Genomic DNA, 14,450 nt, shown 5'->3' with positions numbered 1-14,450 from the left:
ACCTGGCCTCTCAGGCCTTCTTGCCGCGCAGCTTGCCGACCAGCTCCACCACGGCCAGCACGATGGCGCCGACCACGACGCCGACACCGGCGTTCACGCCCATCGAGCCCAGCGTGCCGAACACGCCGCCCGTGGCCGTGGCCCAGTCTTCGACCGCATGGCCCAGCGCCGGCACGCCGTGCACCAGGATGCCGCCGCCCACGAGGAACATCGCGGCCGTGCCGGCCACCGACAGCGCCTTCATGAGCCAAGGCGCCGCAGCCAGGATGCCGCGGCCCAGGGCGCGCGATGCGGCGCTCGCACGCTGGCTCAGGTAGAGGCCCGCGTCGTCCAGCTTCACGATGCCGGCCACGAGGCCGTAGACGCCGATGGTCATGATCAGCGCGATGCCGACCAGCACGGTCAACTGCGTCGTGAAAGACTGGCCCTGCACGGTGCCCAGCGTGATGGCGATGATCTCGGCCGAAAGGATGAAGTCGGTGCGCACCGCCCCCTTGATCTTGTCCTTCTCCATCGCGACCACGTCGACCGAGGCGTCGGCCACGGCCTTCTCGTGGCGCTGGGTGTCGGCTTCGTGCTCTTTCTTGTGCAGGAACTTGTGCGCGAGCTTCTCGGTACCTTCGAAGCACAGGAACGCACCGCCCACCATCAACAGCGGCGTCACCAGCCACGGCAGCCAGGTCCCGATGGCGAGCGCCGCGGGCACAAGGATCGCCTTGTTGACGAACGAGCCCTTGCACACGGCCCAGACCACCGGAATCTCACGCTCGGCCTTGACGCCGGACACCTGCTGCGCATTGAGCGCAAGGTCGTCGCCCAGCACGCCGGCCGTTTTCTTGGCGGCGACCTTGGTGAGGACCGACACGTCGTCGAGAACGGTCGCGATGTCGTCGAGCAGCAGGAGCAGGCTGGTGGCCATGGGCAAAGTTCGGGCTGAAAAAGAAGCGGCGAGCTTATCCGCAGCCGTTACCCGCCCTCGGCAATAACCGTACGCGGTCGCCCTGAACGGGGGCCGGCATGCGAGCTTGCCGGCGAATCAGAGAGCGCCGAGCGCAATGGCCAGCATCGCGGCCAGCGACGCGCCGAACAGCGCCAGGCCCACGCGGCGACGGCGGTGCGTGAGCATCCACAGCGCCACGCCCGAGATCGACAGGAAGATCAGGCTGCCGGCCAGCGTGTCGACCAGCAGGATCCACGGCAGCGGCATGCTGCCGCCCTTGTGCATGTTGGTGAGCGTGGCAACGAAGCCATTGTGCGTGGTGGCGACGCCGACCGAGCGGTTGCCCTGCCAGTACTCGGCCTGCACGATCTCGTTGGGACCGCCGAAGTTGAACACCCAGTGCGCCGGCTGCATGAGCGCCGGGGCGCTCTTGCCGCCCGTGTCGCTCTTGTCGCTCTTGTCGGCCCAGGCAACGGGCTTGGCCGGTTCGATGCGGGAGGAGCTGGGCGGGCCGCTCATGCGCAGCGCACCCTGCAGCCACAGGATCATCGCCTCGGGCGTTGCCGGCACCGGGTCGGGCAGTGCCAGCTGGGCGCGCGTGCGCTCCTGGGCCTGCGGCAGCTTCAGCACGTTGCGGTGGTTGAGCCAGATGCCGCTGAAACCGAACAGCAGCCCCAGCACCGCACCCCACAGGCCGAACCAGCCATGGGTGCGGCGAATCCATTGCACGGCGGCGGTGCGGCGCTGGTGCGATCGCACGCGCGCGGCGTGGCCGAGGGTGCTGCTGCCGGCGTCCATGTCAGGAAACGTCGCGCTTCAGGCGGATTTCCTCGACGCGCACCGTGCCCAGGGCGGTGGTCTTGGCGGTCTTCATCTCGCGCTTGAAGCCCGCGAGTTCGTGGAAGCGCATGGCGCGATCGTTGCGGATCGGCACCCAGATGGTGACCGTCGTGCAGCCCTCTTCTTCCAGGCCTTCGCGCGCGGCGTCCCACAGGGCCACGCCCACGCCCTTGCCCCAATGCTCGGGCTTGACGTAGATCGCCCAGATCTCGCCGGTGGTGGGTGGCGTCTTGGGGTCGCGCGAGCGGTCGAAGCCGACGAAGCCCACGACCTGGCCGTCGAGCGTGGCCACGTGCACCTGGGGTTCGCTGAATTCGATGGCTTCGCGCCACTTGGCTTCGCGCGAGGCCGGGGCCAGCATGCGCAGCTCTTCTTCGGGGAGGATGCCTTCGTAGGCGGCCTTGGCGGACAGGGCGTGGACCTCGGCAACGGCCTTGGCGTCGCGCAGGGTGGCGGGGCGAACTTCGTAATCTGACATGAATGCAGGAAATCGGATGGAACCGCGTATTGTCGCCGCACCGCTAAACTGCCTGCTGCATCCGTCGCAACAACAGGAGAATTCGACATGGCCAAGGGTCAGCAACGCAGCACCAAGGAAGCGAAGAAACCGAAGAAGGACACTTCGCCACCCAAGCCTGTGGGCACCGGCGGCATCGAGCCCGTGCGCACGATCACCACCGCCGTGATCCCCCGCGGCAAGCTCAAGAACAAGTGACCGGGCAAGCGCCAGCTCCCGCGGCCAAACAGGCCCAGCCACGCAACCCGTTGCACGGGTTGACGCTGGAGGCCATCGTCACGGCGCTGGTCGATTACTACGGATGGGAGCACCTGAGCGAGCTCGTGCCCATCCGTTGCTTCACGCTCGACCCGAGCGTGAGCTCCAGCCTCAAGTTCCTGCGCAAGACGCCGTGGGCGCGCGAGAAGGTCGAGAGCCTGTACCTCTTCATGCTGCGCGAGCAACGCCGCGAGCAGCAGCAACAGGAACCGCCGCCGCAGCCATGAAGGTCCGACTCGAGCCCTCGGGCCTCGACTTCGAGACCGACGCCGCCACCACGCTCCTGAAGGCCGCCGAAGAAGCCGGCATCGAACTGCCGAGCTCGTGCCGCAACGGCACCTGCCGCACCTGCATCTGCCAGCGGCTGTCCGGCGAAACCCGCCACACCATCGAATGGCCCGGCCTGAGCGCCGAGGAAAAGGCCGAGGGCTGGATCCTGCCCTGCGTGGCACAGGCGCTGGGCGACCTGACGCTCGACGTGCCCGGCGCTCGCGCCCTGTTCGTGGATTAGGCCGGCGGGGGCCTGACGGAAGGCGCCGCCACCACCAGCCGGTCCCGCTGCGCCAGCGACGGGAACAGCTTGAACCACGTCAGCGCGACCAGCATCGTCCCCACGCCCCCCACCACCACCGAGCCGACCGGTCCGAGCAGCGCCGCCGTGGCGCCCGATTCGAACTCGCCGAGCTGGTTGCTCGCGCCGATGAAGATCGAGTTGACCGCGCTCACCCGCCCGCGCATGGCATCGGGCGTTTCGAGCTGCACCAGCGTCTGGCGGATCACCACGTTGACCATGTCGGCGCCGCCCGAGACCGCCAGCGCGATCAGCGAGACGACGAAGCTCTTCGAAATGCCGAACACCACCATGCACACCCCGAAGAGCCCCACGGCCAGCAGCAGCGTGCGCCCCACGTTGCGCTCGACCGGCCGGCGCGTGAGCGCGATGGACATCACCAGCGCGCCCACTGCCGGTGCGCTGCGCAGCAGGCCGAGCCCCCAGGGGCCCGTGTGCAGGATGTCCTTGGCGTAGATCGGCAGCAGCGCCACCGCGCCGCCCAGCAGCACCGCGAACAGGTCGAGCGAGACTGCGCCGAGCACGGGTTTGCGCTTCCAGATGAAATCGACGCCCGCGAACACCGTGGCCAGCGTGACCGGCTCGCGCGCGGCCGGCGTGTAGGCATAGCGCAGCCGCAGCACCAGCGCGCAGGCGACCGCAAAGAACGCCACGCTGGCGCCGTAGACCACCGCCATGCCCGCCACGAACAGCAGCCCGCCGAGGGCCGGCCCGCCGATGATCGCGCCCTGCATGCCGGCCGAGCTGAAGGCCATCGCGCGCGACAGCATGGCGGGCGGCACCAGCAGCGGCGTCAGCGCCTGCTGTGCCGGCATCTGGAAGGCGCGCACTGCGCCCAGCACCAGCGACAGCCCCAGCAGCAGGCCGCGCGTGTCGTGCTTCTCCAGCACCGCCAGCAGCAGCGCGAGCGCCACCAGCCCCTGCACCGCGAAGCAGGCCGCCACGATGCGCCCGCGATGGTGGCGGTCGACGACGTGGCCGGCCAGCAGCGCCAGCAGCAGCGCGGGCACGAACTGGTAGAGGCCCACGAGGCCCAGGTCCCATGCGCTGCCGGTGAGCTCGTACATGTGCCAGCCGATGGCCACCAGCAGCATCTGCGAGGCGGCGGTGCCGAACAGCCGCGCCGTCCACATCTGCATGAACGGGCGCTCGCGCGTCAGGTCGGAAAAGCCGGGGGAAGAAACCACGGCGCCCGAGGGAATGGCTGCGGCGTCGGGGGAAGAAGCGGAAACAGGGGCGGGGCCGGACATTCGTTCGAGGATAGCCGAGGCTTCATGAGCGCGGCGTGAGAGGGCCAAAACGGGCCTGCAACGGGCTCTCTACACTCGGCGGCATCCATGACTGCGCCGCCGCTCCTGCACCCCCTCCACGAAGACCCCTACCTGCTGGTGTTCGACAAGCCCGCCGGCCTGCTCTGCGTGCCCGGCCGCGGCGAGGACAAGCAGGATTGCCTGAGCACGCGCGCAATGCGGCAATGGCCCGACGCGCTGATCGTGCATCGCCTCGACATGGGCACGAGCGGGCTGGTGGTGATGGCACGCGGCATCGCCATGCAGCGCGCGCTGAGCGCGGCCTTTGCCGAGCGGCGGGTGCACAAGCGCTATGAAGCCGTCGTCGATGGCGCGATGCCGGTGCGGGAAGACTGGTCGCTGATCGACGCGCCGCTGATGGCCGACTGGCCGCGCCGGCCGCTGCAGAAGATCGATCCTGCGGGTAAGCCCAGCGTCACGCGGTGGAAGGCGGTGTCGCTGCTATCAGGCGAGCCCGCGGCGACCCACGTGCTGCTGGAACCGCTGACGGGCCGCTCGCATCAGCTGCGCGTGCACCTGCTGTCGATCGGCCATCCGATCCTCGGCGATGCGCTGTACGGTGACGCTGCCCTGCAGGCGCGTGCGCCGCGCCTGTTGCTGCATGCGAGCGAGTTGGGATTCGTGCACCCGGTGACGCAGCAGGACCTTTGCTTCAATCGGCCGCCCGATTTCATCGTCTCCCGAGCGATCAGCCGCCCTTGACGACCAGCACGGGCATGTTGGCGTCCTGCAGCACGCGCTGCGTCACGCTGCCCAACAGCAGTTTCTCGATGCCGCTGCGGCCGTGCGAGCCCATCACGATCAGGTCGGCCGCGATGGCGATGGCCGTATCGACGATGCCTTCGTGTACCACGTGGCCGTCGATCACGCGCTGGTCGCTGTGCAGGCCTTCGGCCGCCAGGGCAGCCACGCCGCGCGCGAGCGCCGCATTGGCACTGGCCGTGGCTGCGGCGAGGTATTCGTTCTGGCCGAGCGCGTAGTCTGCGCCCACACCGATGAAGGGATAGTTGTCGATCACGTGAATCAACGTGATGCGGCTACCGAAAGCCAGCGCGAGGCCGCTGGCCTTGCTGACGGCGAGCATGGAAGTTTCGGAGCCGTCGATCGGAACCAGGATGTGATTGAACATGGCGGGACCTCGCTTTCGTCGCAGACAGACACGACTCACCGTCGAGCCGGGCCCCGAATTTAACCCCGATGCCGGAGGGAACCTGTAGGACTCAAGGCAGCGACGGGAAACGGGGCGTCAATCCCCCTGGAAACCCTTGGCCCGGCAAGTGATCACGAGCGTGTCGCGCCAGCCTTCGCCGCCCTCCTCGAGCGGCTGGATCGGCGTCGATTCATGGATCACACGCGCGTCGTCGAGCAGCAGCAGGGTCCACGGCTCGGTCATGGTGAAGCGCTCGCCGCGGCGGCCATTGGCCTCGAACACGCGCGTCTCGCCGCCCTTGATGCCGTGCCTGCCGACGAGTGCCACGGCCACGAGATCGACGCCATCGCGGTGCGCACCTTCGGGCGTCGGCCGGCCGATGCCGCCGGCGGTGTCGATGCGGAACTGGTGCGCTTCCACATACCAGCGCTGCTGTGTCGTGCCACGCATGTCGCTGCAGGCCGTGCCGAGCTGCCGCAGCAGCCGCTGCCACACGGGCTGCGCCACGGTGGCATCGAGCATCGGCGCAAACCAGCGCTGCATGCCGCCGTGCAGCGCGTTGTATTCGACCGGCTGCCAGTGCGCGCGGTGCGGCACTTGCGTGAGCGTGGCGTGGTCGTCGGCTTCGATGGTGAAGCAGGCGTGGCGCCGAGTGCGGTAGCGGCCACCGTCCTTCAGGTAGTCGTCGGGCGGGAGGCCGTTCCAGTCGGCGTGCAGTGCATCGAGCTGCGCGATCGGTGCGCCAAGCCATTCGGCCACACCCTGCGGACTGAGTACCGCGTAGCCTTGCTCGCGCAGTGCGGCGGGCAGCTCGGCCGGGGCGATGAACGGCGGAGTGAAGGCGGCCGTGGTCACTGCGCGCTGACCTTCACGTCCTTCCAGAACGCGACGCGGTCGCGGATCTCTTCGGCTTCGGGCTTGGGGTCGGCGTAGTACCAGGCGGCGTCGGTGTGGAGCTCGCCGTTGACCAGCAGCGAGTAGTAGCTGGCCGAGCCCTTCCAGGGGCAGGTGGTCTTGTGGTTGCTGAAGGTGACGTAGTCGCGGTTGAGTGCGCTCATCGGGAAGTAGTGATTGCCTTCGACGATCACGGTGTCGTCGCTTTCGGCGATGGTGACGCCGTTCCAGGTTGCTTTCATGGTCCTTGGCTCCAGGGGGAGGGTTGCGGGGCGCTGGCCGTTGCGCTGCCGCACGGGGCCGGGGTATTGTGCCGTTTGCTTGGCACCGTCGCTTTCTTCGTTGCTGTATGTGCCCTGTTGGGGTGTTTGTTTTTCGGGGCCGGGTCTCGGCCCGGCGGCCGACCTACTTTTCTTTGCTTCGCCAAAGAAACGTAGGCAAAAGAAAGGCGACCCTACTGTCTGCGTCCCTCCGCTTCGTGCTCGACGTAGGCGGGGGTCCGCAGAACTCGCTTCGCTCAAACAGCTGCGGCCCTGATCCCGCCTACGTCTGCGCTCCTCGGCGCAGCCAGAAGGGCTTGAAAACCAGACGCGCCATCGCCTGCGCTCGACCCCAGAACAGCCAATACCCAAAACCAGTACCAACCACCGCAGGCGCTTTGCGCCTGCGGTGGCTTGGTGGCCGAGCGAAGCAAAGGCCCGGGAGGGCTCCCCTCCCCTCTGGCTGCGCCGAGGAGCGGAGTGTTTCGCGGATCAGGGCTCGCCCTTGTCTGAGCGAAGCGAGTTTGGGCGAGACCCCGCGAAACGCGAGCACCGCAGGTTGCCCGTAGCGAAGCGAAGGGTCGCAGACAGTGGGGTCGCCTTTTCTTTGCTTACTTTCTTTTGGCGAAGCAAAAGAAAGTGAGTCGCCCGCCGGGGCGAGACCCGGCCCCGGAACCCAACCCTAGGCAACCAGCCAGTGAACGCTAAAAAGCTTCTCCGGATCCGTCCAGACAGCCCCAGGCCGAAACCCAGCCCGAACAGCCAAGGCACGAAGCCCTTCAACAGTGAACTTGTGCGAGTACTCCGTATGAATGGTCTCGCCCTCCTCGAACTCGAACGTCTCCCCATTCAGCGAAACGCTCTGAGCCATCCGGCTCACAAGATGCATCTCGATCCTCTGCCGAGGCGCGTTGTAAAACGCCGCATGCGCAAACCCGTCAAGATCGAAGTTCGCATCGAGCTCGGCATTGGCGCGCCGCAGGAGATTCAGATTGAAGTCCGCAGTCACCCCTTGCGCATCGTTGTAAGCCGCATGCAGCCGCTCCGGATCCTTCACCAGGTCCACGCCAATCAAGAGCCCTCCGCCACGCAACATCCGGGCAGCCAGTTGCAGGAAGGCCAGTGCCTCTTCAGGCTCGAAATTCCCGATCGTCGACCCCGGAAAAAAACCGACGCGCCGCCCGGCGCCCACCACGGGCGCGGGCAGCACCAAGGGCATCGTGTAGTCAGCGGCAATGGGCTGCACCACCAGCTCCGGATAGTCGGCCTTCAGCCGCTGCGCAGCAGCCTCCAGATACTCGCCGGAAATATCGATGGGCAGATAGCGCCTGGGCGAGTCGAGCGCATCGAGCAGCAACCGCACCTTCGTCAACGACCCCGCACCGAACTCCACGATCTCCGCATTCGGCCCGATCTGCCCGGCGATCTCCCCCGCGCACTCGCCAAGAATGCGCAGCTCGGTGCGCGTCGGGTAGTACTCCGGCAGTTCGCAGATGCGGTCGAACAGCTGCGAGCCCGCCGCGTCGTAGAAAAACTTCGGCGAAATGCGGCGTGGCGACCGCGCGAGTCCGGCCTGCATCTCGCGTCCGAACTCGGACAACGGCGCCGCGGCTGCAGGCGCAGACGAAGCGCGCGGCTTCACGGCAGGCACGAACGACAGCGACGAGGAAGAGGAAGTTGGATTGCGCATGATCAAAGGTCTTTCGCGAGCCGCAGCCCCGAGAACTGCCAGCGCGCCGCCGGCGGAAAGAAGTTGCGGTAGCTGGGCCGCGTGTGCCCCGCCGGCGTGGCCACGCTGCCACCGCGCAACACCAGTTGCCCCACCATGAACTTGCCGTTGTATTCGGCAGCGATGCCGGGCATCGGCCGGAAGCGGGGGTACGGGTCGTACGAGGAGCGCGTCCACTGCCAGACATGGCCGGCCATCTGCGCGATGCCGGGTGCGTCGAACGCGGCCTCCCATTCGAATTCGGTCGGCAGCCGCGCGCCGGCCCACTCGGCATACGCGGCGGCTTCATAGAAACTGAGCTGCGAGACGGGTGCATCGGCCTCCATCGGCCGCACACCATGCAGGCCGAACACATGCCAGCCCGCAGCGCCCTGCGGCTGCGAACCGAAGCCCAGCCTCGGATCGTCGGACGCGAGCCAGTACGCCGGATGCCGCCACCCGTTCGCCTGCACGGCGGCCCAGCCGTCGGACAACCAGAGCTCGGGCCGCTGGTAGCCGCCATCCGCGATGAACTGCGCGTAGTCGCCGCAGTTCACCAGCCGGTCGGCAATCGCATAGGGCTGCAGCAGGGCCTTGTGGCGCGGCGTCTCGTTGTCGAACGAAAAGCCCTGCCCCGCGTGCCCCACCTCGGCCACGCCGCCGGGTTGCGCGAGCCAGCGCATCGCCGGCGGCACCGCGGCCAGCCGCAGCGCAGGCCCGCCGGCGGGCTTGTAGGCCGGCAGCAGCGGATTGCATGACAGCGCGTGCAGGATGTCGGTGAGCAGCAGTTCCTGGTGCTGCTGCTCGTGGTTCAGCCCGAGCGTGACGATGGGCTCGACGGTGGCCCAGTCGAGCCCGTCCTCTTCCAGCAGCGCGACCACCGCCTCGTCCACATGCCGGCGATAGGCATGCACCTCCTCCACCGACGGCCGCGTCAGCAGGCCCCGCTGCGGGCGCGGGTGGCGCGGTCCCAGCGCCTCGTAGTACGAGTTGAAGAGATAGTGAAAGCGCACATCGAAAGGCTGGTAGCCCGCCGCATGCGGCTGCAGCAGCACGGTCTCGAAGAACCACGTGGTATGCGCGAGGTGCCACTTGGTCGGGCTCGCGTCGGGCATGGACTGGATGCACTGGTCTTCGGCGGAAAGCGGGGCGGCAAGTGCCAGGCTCGCTGCACGCACCTCGCGAAACCTGTCGCGCAGTGCGCTCGCCGCCTGTGTGATCGGCCGGGAAAGCGTCATGGAATCTCCAGTCGGGTCAGCCGCAAGTTGTAGCCCATCCGGGCCGCGGCGGCGCGTAGGACAAAACGCCGCCGGCCCGCCGCGGGCACATCGGCAAAAAGGGCAGCCACTGTGGCACAAGATGGAAGCACGTGCAGGGCGGCTGCGTATCATTCGCCGCATGCAAACGACCAACCCCTCGAGCAGGCCCCAAGTCGTCATCGTCGGCTGCGGATTCGGCGGGCTCGAAGCCGCGCGCAAGCTGCAGAACGCCGACGTGGACGTGACGGTGATCGACAAGACCAACCACCACCTGTTCCAGCCGCTGCTGTACCAGGTGGCGACCGCGGGGCTGGCGGCGCCGTCGATCGCGGCGCCGGTGCGCGCGCTGTTCCGCAAGCAGCCGAACATCACGACGCTGCTCGGCGAAGTGGCCGGCATCGACCCGGCGACGCGGTCCGTGCACCTGGCCAACGGCGACCGCGTGCCATACGACCACCTGATCGTAGCGGCGGGCGCCACGCACAGCTATTTCGGGCACGACGAATGGGCGCCCGTGGCGCCGGGGCTGAAGACGCTGGCCGATGCCTTCGAGATCCGCCGCCGCGTGCTGCTGTCGTTCGAAAGCGCCGAAATCACGGCCGACCTCGAGCACCGCCGCGCCCTGCTCACCTTCGTGGTGATCGGCGCCGGCCCCACGGGCGTCGAGATGGCCGGCACGCTGGCCGAGATCGCCAAGCACACGCTGTCGGGCGAGTTCCGCCACATCGACCCCAGCAGTGCGCAGGTGCTGCTGGTCGAAGGCGGCCCGCGCGTGCTGCAGGCCATGCCCGAATCGCTGAGCCGGAAGGCGCTCGAACAGCTGGAGAAGCTGGGTGTCGAAGTGCGGCTCAATGCGCGCGTGACCTCCATCGACGCCACCGGGCTCGAAGTGCAGACCGGCGGCGGCGCAGACGGTGCACCCGTCGAGAGCTACCGAATCGATAGCAGCTGCGTGGTGTGGGCGGCCGGCGTGGCGGCATCGCCGCTGGGCCGCATGCTGGGCACGGCCACCGGCGTCGAATGCGACCGCGCGGGCCGCATCAAGGTCGAGCCCGACCTGAGCCTGGCGGGCCATCCCGAGATCAGCGTGGTCGGCGACCTCGCGGCCGCCATGAGCCACGCGCCCGGCAAGCCGCCCAAGCCGGTGCCCGGGGTGTCGCCCGGCGCCAAGCAGATGGGCCGTGCAGCCGCCGCCAACATCCTGCGCCGCATCGCGGGACAGCCGACGGTGCCGTTCCGCTATGCCGATTACGGCAACCTCGCCACCATCGGCCGCAACTCGGCCGTGGTCGACCTGGGCACGCCCTTCGGCCCGCTGCGCTTCAGCGGCCGGCTCGCGTGGCTGTTCTGGCTGTTCGCGCACGCGTACTTCCTGATCGGCTTTCGCAATCGCATCGTCGTGATGATGGATTGGGCCGGCGCCTACTGGAGTTTCCAGCGCAACGCGCGGGTGGTGGCGGACGTGCAGGGCAAGAGCGAGTCCTGAGGCCTGAGGCGGCGCCTCCCCCTCGCCCCCTCGCCCTCCGGCTCAGGTTCCGATCACGCCGCCGTCGTTCTTCGTGATTGCCACGGTCGCCGAGCGCGGCCGGCCCGCGCCGTCGGGCCACTTCGACACGGCGAGCGGGCGGTCGGGGTCGCTGCGCTCGTTGGCCGGCTCGCCCGGGTGCTGGATGTTGATGAACAGCGTGCGCAGGTCGGGCGTGGCCGTGAGGCCGGTGATCTCGCAGCCGGCCGGGCCGAGCAGGAAGCGGCGGATCTCGCCCTTGGTCGGGTCGCAGGCCAGCATCTGGTTGTTGGTCATGTTGGCGTACTCGCCCTTGCCCAGCGTGGAGGTCGACACGTCGGTCTCGATCCACAGCACGCCGCGCGCATCGACCATCAGGCCGTCGGGGCTGCCGAAGGTGTCACCCTTGATGTTGCCCTGCGCCTCGTAGCGCGCCTGCTTCGGGTCGCCCGCGAGCACGAGGTGGTTCCACGCGAACTTCGTCGCGTCGAGGTCGCCGCTTTCCTTCCAGCGGATGATCTGGCCCATCGTGTTGTTGGAACGCGGGTTGGCCGCGTCCATGAAGGGCTGGCCCGGGGCGCCCCGGTTGCTGTTGTTGGTGAGCGTGCAGTAGACCTCCTTGGTGAGCGGGTCCACCGTCGTCCACTCGGGGCGGTCCATCTTCGTGGCGCCCAGCAGGTCGCTGGCCTGGCGCGCCTTGATGAGCACGTCGCCCTGGGTCGGGAAGCCCTTGTCGGCCACGAGGCCGCCCTTGCCCTGCACCAGCGGCAGCCATTCGCCCGTGCCGTCCACGTCGAAGCGCCCCACGTACAGCGTGCCGTGGTCGAGCAGCTCGCGGTTGGCCGCGGCGCCGCCGGGCTTGACCTTGTCGCGGCTCACGAACTTGTAGATGTATTCGAAGCGCGAATCCTCGCCCATGTAGATGACGGCGCGGCCGTCGCTGGTGAGCGCGGTAGCGGCGCCTTCGTGCGCGGCGCGGCCCAGCGCGGTGCGCTTGCGCGGCGTCGAAGCCGGGTCTTGCGGATCGATCTCGACCACCCAGCCGTAGCGGTTCGATTCGTTCGGGTGCTTTGCGGCGTCGAAGCGCTCCTCATGCTCGTGCCAGCGGTACTTCGCGCCGTTGCCCTTCTTGATGCCCCAGCGCTTGTGGTGCGCGTCGGGCTGGTCCGTGCCCTCGAAGTAGTCGGCGAAATTCTCCTCGCAGGTGAGATAGGTACCCCACGGCGTGTGGCCGTTCGAGCAATTGTTGAAGGTGCCCAGCACCTGCGTGCCCGACGGATCTGCGGCGGTGCGCAGCATGGCGTGGCCGGCGGCGGGGCCGGTCAGCACCATCGGCGTCAGCGCGGTGATGCGGCGCGCGAAGCGCGAGGGCGCGAGCTGCGTCCACCGGCCGGCGCCGTCGCGCTGCAGCTCGATGACGGACACGCCGTGCGCGTTCATCGACTTGCGCACCTTCGCGGGCGTCCAGGTCTTCATGCCGTCGGGGTGCAGCAGGCCGTCGTCGACGTATTCGTGGTTCAGCACCAGCAGGCCCCGATTCGATCCCTCGAGCGGAAAGAAAGCCATGCCGTCGTGGTGCATGCCGGCCTGCAGCGCCTGCTCCTCGGCGGTGTTGGAGCCATCGGGCCGGAAGGCGGGCATGGCGCCGGCGATACCGGTGGCGTCGCCCCAGCGGTAGAGCACCTGCGTGCTGTAGCCCTCGGGCACGACCACCGTGTCGACGGCCGCCATGGGCACGCTCTTGAAGCCGATCGAGCGGCCCGGCGACCCTACCGCGGCGCCTGTCGCCGCACACCCGGCCAGCGGGCCGAACAACCCGGCCACCGCTGCAGCGAGGCCGCCTTGCACGAGCATGCGGCGCTTGGGGTCGGAAACGTCGTGGATCGTGGGATTGCCGGATGGGTTGGAGTCCTCCATCCGGGCGAAGTCTTTGGGCATGTTGTCGTCAGGTGGGTTTGCGGGAATCGGCCATGGTGTCGCCGCCCCGTGAATCCGCTGTGACATCGCGCCGCGAGCCGGGGCTGGCGGACTCGAAGGTTCAGAAGAAGCCGCCCCAGTGCGGCTGCTCGTCGCGCTGCTGCCTGCGCCATTCCCAGGGCGGAGTGGGCTTCGAGTCGGTCCACAGGCCCAGTCGCCGGGCGCGCGCGCTGTCCTGCAGCCTGAACAGCCCGCCGCCGCGCTTGGTGGCGAGATGGTTGTAGTCGTACACCCAGGCCCAGCCGTCGGCCACCATGCGGCTGCCGGCGTCCTCGCCGTTGCAGCTCACGTCGGCCACGGTGCGGCCGTAGCGGTCGGTGTCGATCTCGGTGATGAGCGCCTGCTCGCGAAAGCAGATGTTGCTCAGTGCCTGCCTGCTGCGCTGGCCGTAGGGCTGGGCTTTCTCGGGCGCGTCGATGGCGGCGATGCGCACCTTCACGCGCTCGTAGGCGCCGATGCGGCCGCAGCGGGCGGTGAGCGTGTCGCCGTCGCTGATGCCGACGACGAGGCAGGTGCGCGGTGCGGCGTGGGTGAAAAGAGGAAAGGCAAGAAGAAGAACGATGGGCAGCGCGCGAAAGTGCATGAAGGAGCCGGAGATAGGCAGAATGGCCGGACCGATCGAGGCTAAGTGATCCGCGCGCCGGGAGGGATCGGGACACAGATTTTTTCTTTCTTTCTTCTGAACCGCGCTTCGAAGGAGACCCCTCACATGCAGGAACCCACCCGGGACGACTGGTTTTTCGCGGCGAACGACGCGTGGGATGCCGGCGCGCTCAAGAAGGCGCTGTCGCTGTTCCTCAAGGCGGCGGCCGCGGGCGAGACCCACGCGCTCAACAGCGTCGGCTACTTCCTCGACCACGGCATCGGCGTGAAGCAGGACAGCACCGCCGCGCGCGACTGGTACCGCAAGGCCGCCAGGGCCGGCGACGTCGCGGGCTGCGCCAACCTCGCCATCTGCTATCGCGACGAAGGCAACTTCCGCTGGGCCCGCTTCTGGTTCGAGCGCGCCTATGCGCATGGCGACGGCGACGCGGCGCTCGAACTGGGCCGGCTCTTTCTCTGGGAAGGCCCGAACCAGAACCACCGCAAGGTGGTCGACTACCTGACGAAGGCGATGGCCTCCTCGTATGTCAGCGCGGACGGGAAGAAGGAAGCCGGCAGACTGTTGAAATCGCTGGGCCGGAAGTAGGAAAGGCAAGGACGCCCGGGCCAGCTGGCCGGCGCGATCTTCCCATGCCAAATCGCCGCGAAAAAGAGCATCA

The 14,450-nt window shown here is 68.3% G+C and carries 17 protein-coding genes; 6 read left to right on the top strand and 11 right to left on the bottom strand.

Going from position 1 to position 14,450, the window contains the following annotated elements:
• Positions 1-10 precede the first annotated feature (10 nt).
• The 3 genes from ASD05_RS03465 to ASD05_RS03455 all read right to left on the bottom strand — a co-directional run bounded on the left by ASD05_RS03465 (position 11) and on the right by ASD05_RS03455 (position 2,258).
• The gene (locus tag ASD05_RS03465) at positions 11-919 is read right to left on the bottom strand and encodes a DUF808 domain-containing protein (RefSeq protein ID WP_056587615.1); all 909 of its coding nucleotides are present in this window, start codon (positions 917-919) and stop codon (positions 11-13) included.
• Positions 920-1,036: 117 nt separating this feature from the next.
• Positions 1,037-1,738, bottom strand: a complete 702-nt coding sequence (locus tag ASD05_RS03460) for a PepSY-associated TM helix domain-containing protein (protein WP_056587611.1) — start codon at positions 1,736-1,738, stop codon at positions 1,037-1,039.
• A 1-nt stretch (position 1,739) separates the two neighbouring features.
• Positions 1,740-2,258: a GNAT family N-acetyltransferase gene (locus ASD05_RS03455; protein WP_056587609.1), complete on the bottom strand. Its 519-nt coding sequence runs from the start codon at positions 2,256-2,258 to the stop codon at positions 1,740-1,742.
• An 87-nt stretch (positions 2,259-2,345) separates the two neighbouring features.
• Between ASD05_RS03455 and ASD05_RS30390 the strand changes: the two genes are divergently transcribed.
• Genes ASD05_RS30390 through ASD05_RS03445 form a run of 3 tightly spaced genes read left to right on the top strand, consistent with a single transcriptional unit; the run spans position 2,346 to position 3,066 of the window.
• On the top strand, positions 2,346-2,495 hold the full coding sequence (locus ASD05_RS30390; protein ID WP_007833921.1) for a hypothetical protein: 150 nt from the start codon (positions 2,346-2,348) through the stop codon (positions 2,493-2,495).
• On the top strand, positions 2,492-2,782 hold the full coding sequence (locus ASD05_RS03450) for a VF530 family DNA-binding protein (RefSeq protein ID WP_056587607.1): 291 nt from the start codon (positions 2,492-2,494) through the stop codon (positions 2,780-2,782). Before ASD05_RS30390 ends, ASD05_RS03450 begins: the two co-directional genes overlap by 4 nt.
• Complete coding sequence (locus ASD05_RS03445) at positions 2,779-3,066, top strand: 2Fe-2S iron-sulfur cluster-binding protein (RefSeq protein WP_056587604.1); 288 nt, start codon at positions 2,779-2,781, stop codon at positions 3,064-3,066. The genes ASD05_RS03450 and ASD05_RS03445 overlap by 4 nt, the downstream gene beginning before the upstream one ends.
• Here the strand turns inward: ASD05_RS03445 and ASD05_RS03440 are convergent.
• Positions 3,063-4,265: an MFS transporter gene (locus ASD05_RS03440; RefSeq protein ID WP_056587830.1), complete on the bottom strand. Its 1,203-nt coding sequence runs from the start codon at positions 4,263-4,265 to the stop codon at positions 3,063-3,065. The two genes, ASD05_RS03445 and ASD05_RS03440, sit on opposite strands and share 4 nt — an antisense overlap.
• 198 nt (positions 4,266-4,463) lie before the next feature.
• Here ASD05_RS03440 and ASD05_RS03435 point away from each other — a divergent pair, with 198 nt between their 5' ends.
• Entirely contained in the window at positions 4,464-5,138 is a 675-nt protein-coding gene (locus tag ASD05_RS03435; RefSeq protein WP_056587601.1) for an RluA family pseudouridine synthase, read from the top strand.
• Here the strand turns inward: ASD05_RS03435 and ASD05_RS03430 are convergent.
• The 5 genes from ASD05_RS03430 to egtB all read right to left on the bottom strand — a co-directional run bounded on the left by ASD05_RS03430 (position 5,125) and on the right by egtB (position 9,686).
• Entirely contained in the window at positions 5,125-5,565 is a 441-nt protein-coding gene (locus ASD05_RS03430) for a universal stress protein (RefSeq protein ID WP_007833935.1), read from the bottom strand. The two genes, ASD05_RS03435 and ASD05_RS03430, sit on opposite strands and share 14 nt — an antisense overlap.
• Positions 5,566-5,682: 117 nt before the next feature.
• Positions 5,683-6,441, bottom strand: coding sequence for a 2OG-Fe dioxygenase family protein (locus tag ASD05_RS03425; protein ID WP_056587599.1), 759 nt, complete (start codon positions 6,439-6,441; stop codon positions 5,683-5,685).
• Complete coding sequence (locus ASD05_RS03420) at positions 6,438-6,722, bottom strand: DUF427 domain-containing protein (protein WP_056587596.1); 285 nt, start codon at positions 6,720-6,722, stop codon at positions 6,438-6,440. The genes ASD05_RS03425 and ASD05_RS03420 overlap by 4 nt, the downstream gene beginning before the upstream one ends.
• 700 nt (positions 6,723-7,422) lie before the next feature.
• Positions 7,423-8,319 (bottom strand): L-histidine N(alpha)-methyltransferase, encoded by an 897-nt coding sequence (gene egtD, locus ASD05_RS03415; RefSeq protein WP_235507841.1) that lies wholly within the window; start codon positions 8,317-8,319, stop codon positions 7,423-7,425.
• A gap of 113 nt (positions 8,320-8,432) precedes the next feature.
• Entirely contained in the window at positions 8,433-9,686 is a 1,254-nt protein-coding gene (gene egtB, locus ASD05_RS03410) for an ergothioneine biosynthesis protein EgtB (RefSeq protein ID WP_056587589.1), read from the bottom strand.
• A 160-nt stretch (positions 9,687-9,846) separates the two neighbouring features.
• Here egtB and ASD05_RS03405 point away from each other — a divergent pair, with 160 nt between their 5' ends.
• Entirely contained in the window at positions 9,847-11,193 is a 1,347-nt protein-coding gene (locus tag ASD05_RS03405; RefSeq protein ID WP_056587587.1) for an NAD(P)/FAD-dependent oxidoreductase, read from the top strand.
• 42 nt (positions 11,194-11,235) lie between these two features.
• Here the strand turns inward: ASD05_RS03405 and ASD05_RS03400 are convergent, their stop codons facing one another.
• Positions 11,236-13,149 carry a PhoX family protein gene (locus ASD05_RS03400; protein WP_056587583.1) on the bottom strand — a complete coding sequence of 638 codons (1,914 nt, stop codon included), beginning with the start codon at positions 13,147-13,149 and terminating at the stop codon, positions 11,236-11,238.
• Between the two features lie 100 nt (positions 13,150-13,249).
• Positions 13,250-13,771, bottom strand: a complete 522-nt coding sequence (locus ASD05_RS03395; RefSeq protein WP_056587582.1) for a thermonuclease family protein — start codon at positions 13,769-13,771, stop codon at positions 13,250-13,252.
• Between the two features lie 126 nt (positions 13,772-13,897).
• Between ASD05_RS03395 and ASD05_RS03390 the strand changes: the two genes are divergently transcribed.
• Positions 13,898-14,377 (top strand): tetratricopeptide repeat protein, encoded by a 480-nt coding sequence (locus ASD05_RS03390; RefSeq protein ID WP_056587580.1) that lies wholly within the window; start codon positions 13,898-13,900, stop codon positions 14,375-14,377.
• Positions 14,378-14,450 lie beyond the last annotated feature (73 nt).

The sequence above is a fragment of the Variovorax sp. Root434 genome (genome assembly GCF_001426595.1).
In the GTDB taxonomy this organism is placed as follows: domain Bacteria; phylum Pseudomonadota; class Gammaproteobacteria; order Burkholderiales; family Burkholderiaceae_C; genus Variovorax.
This window is presented reverse-complemented; position numbering and strand designations above follow the sequence as displayed.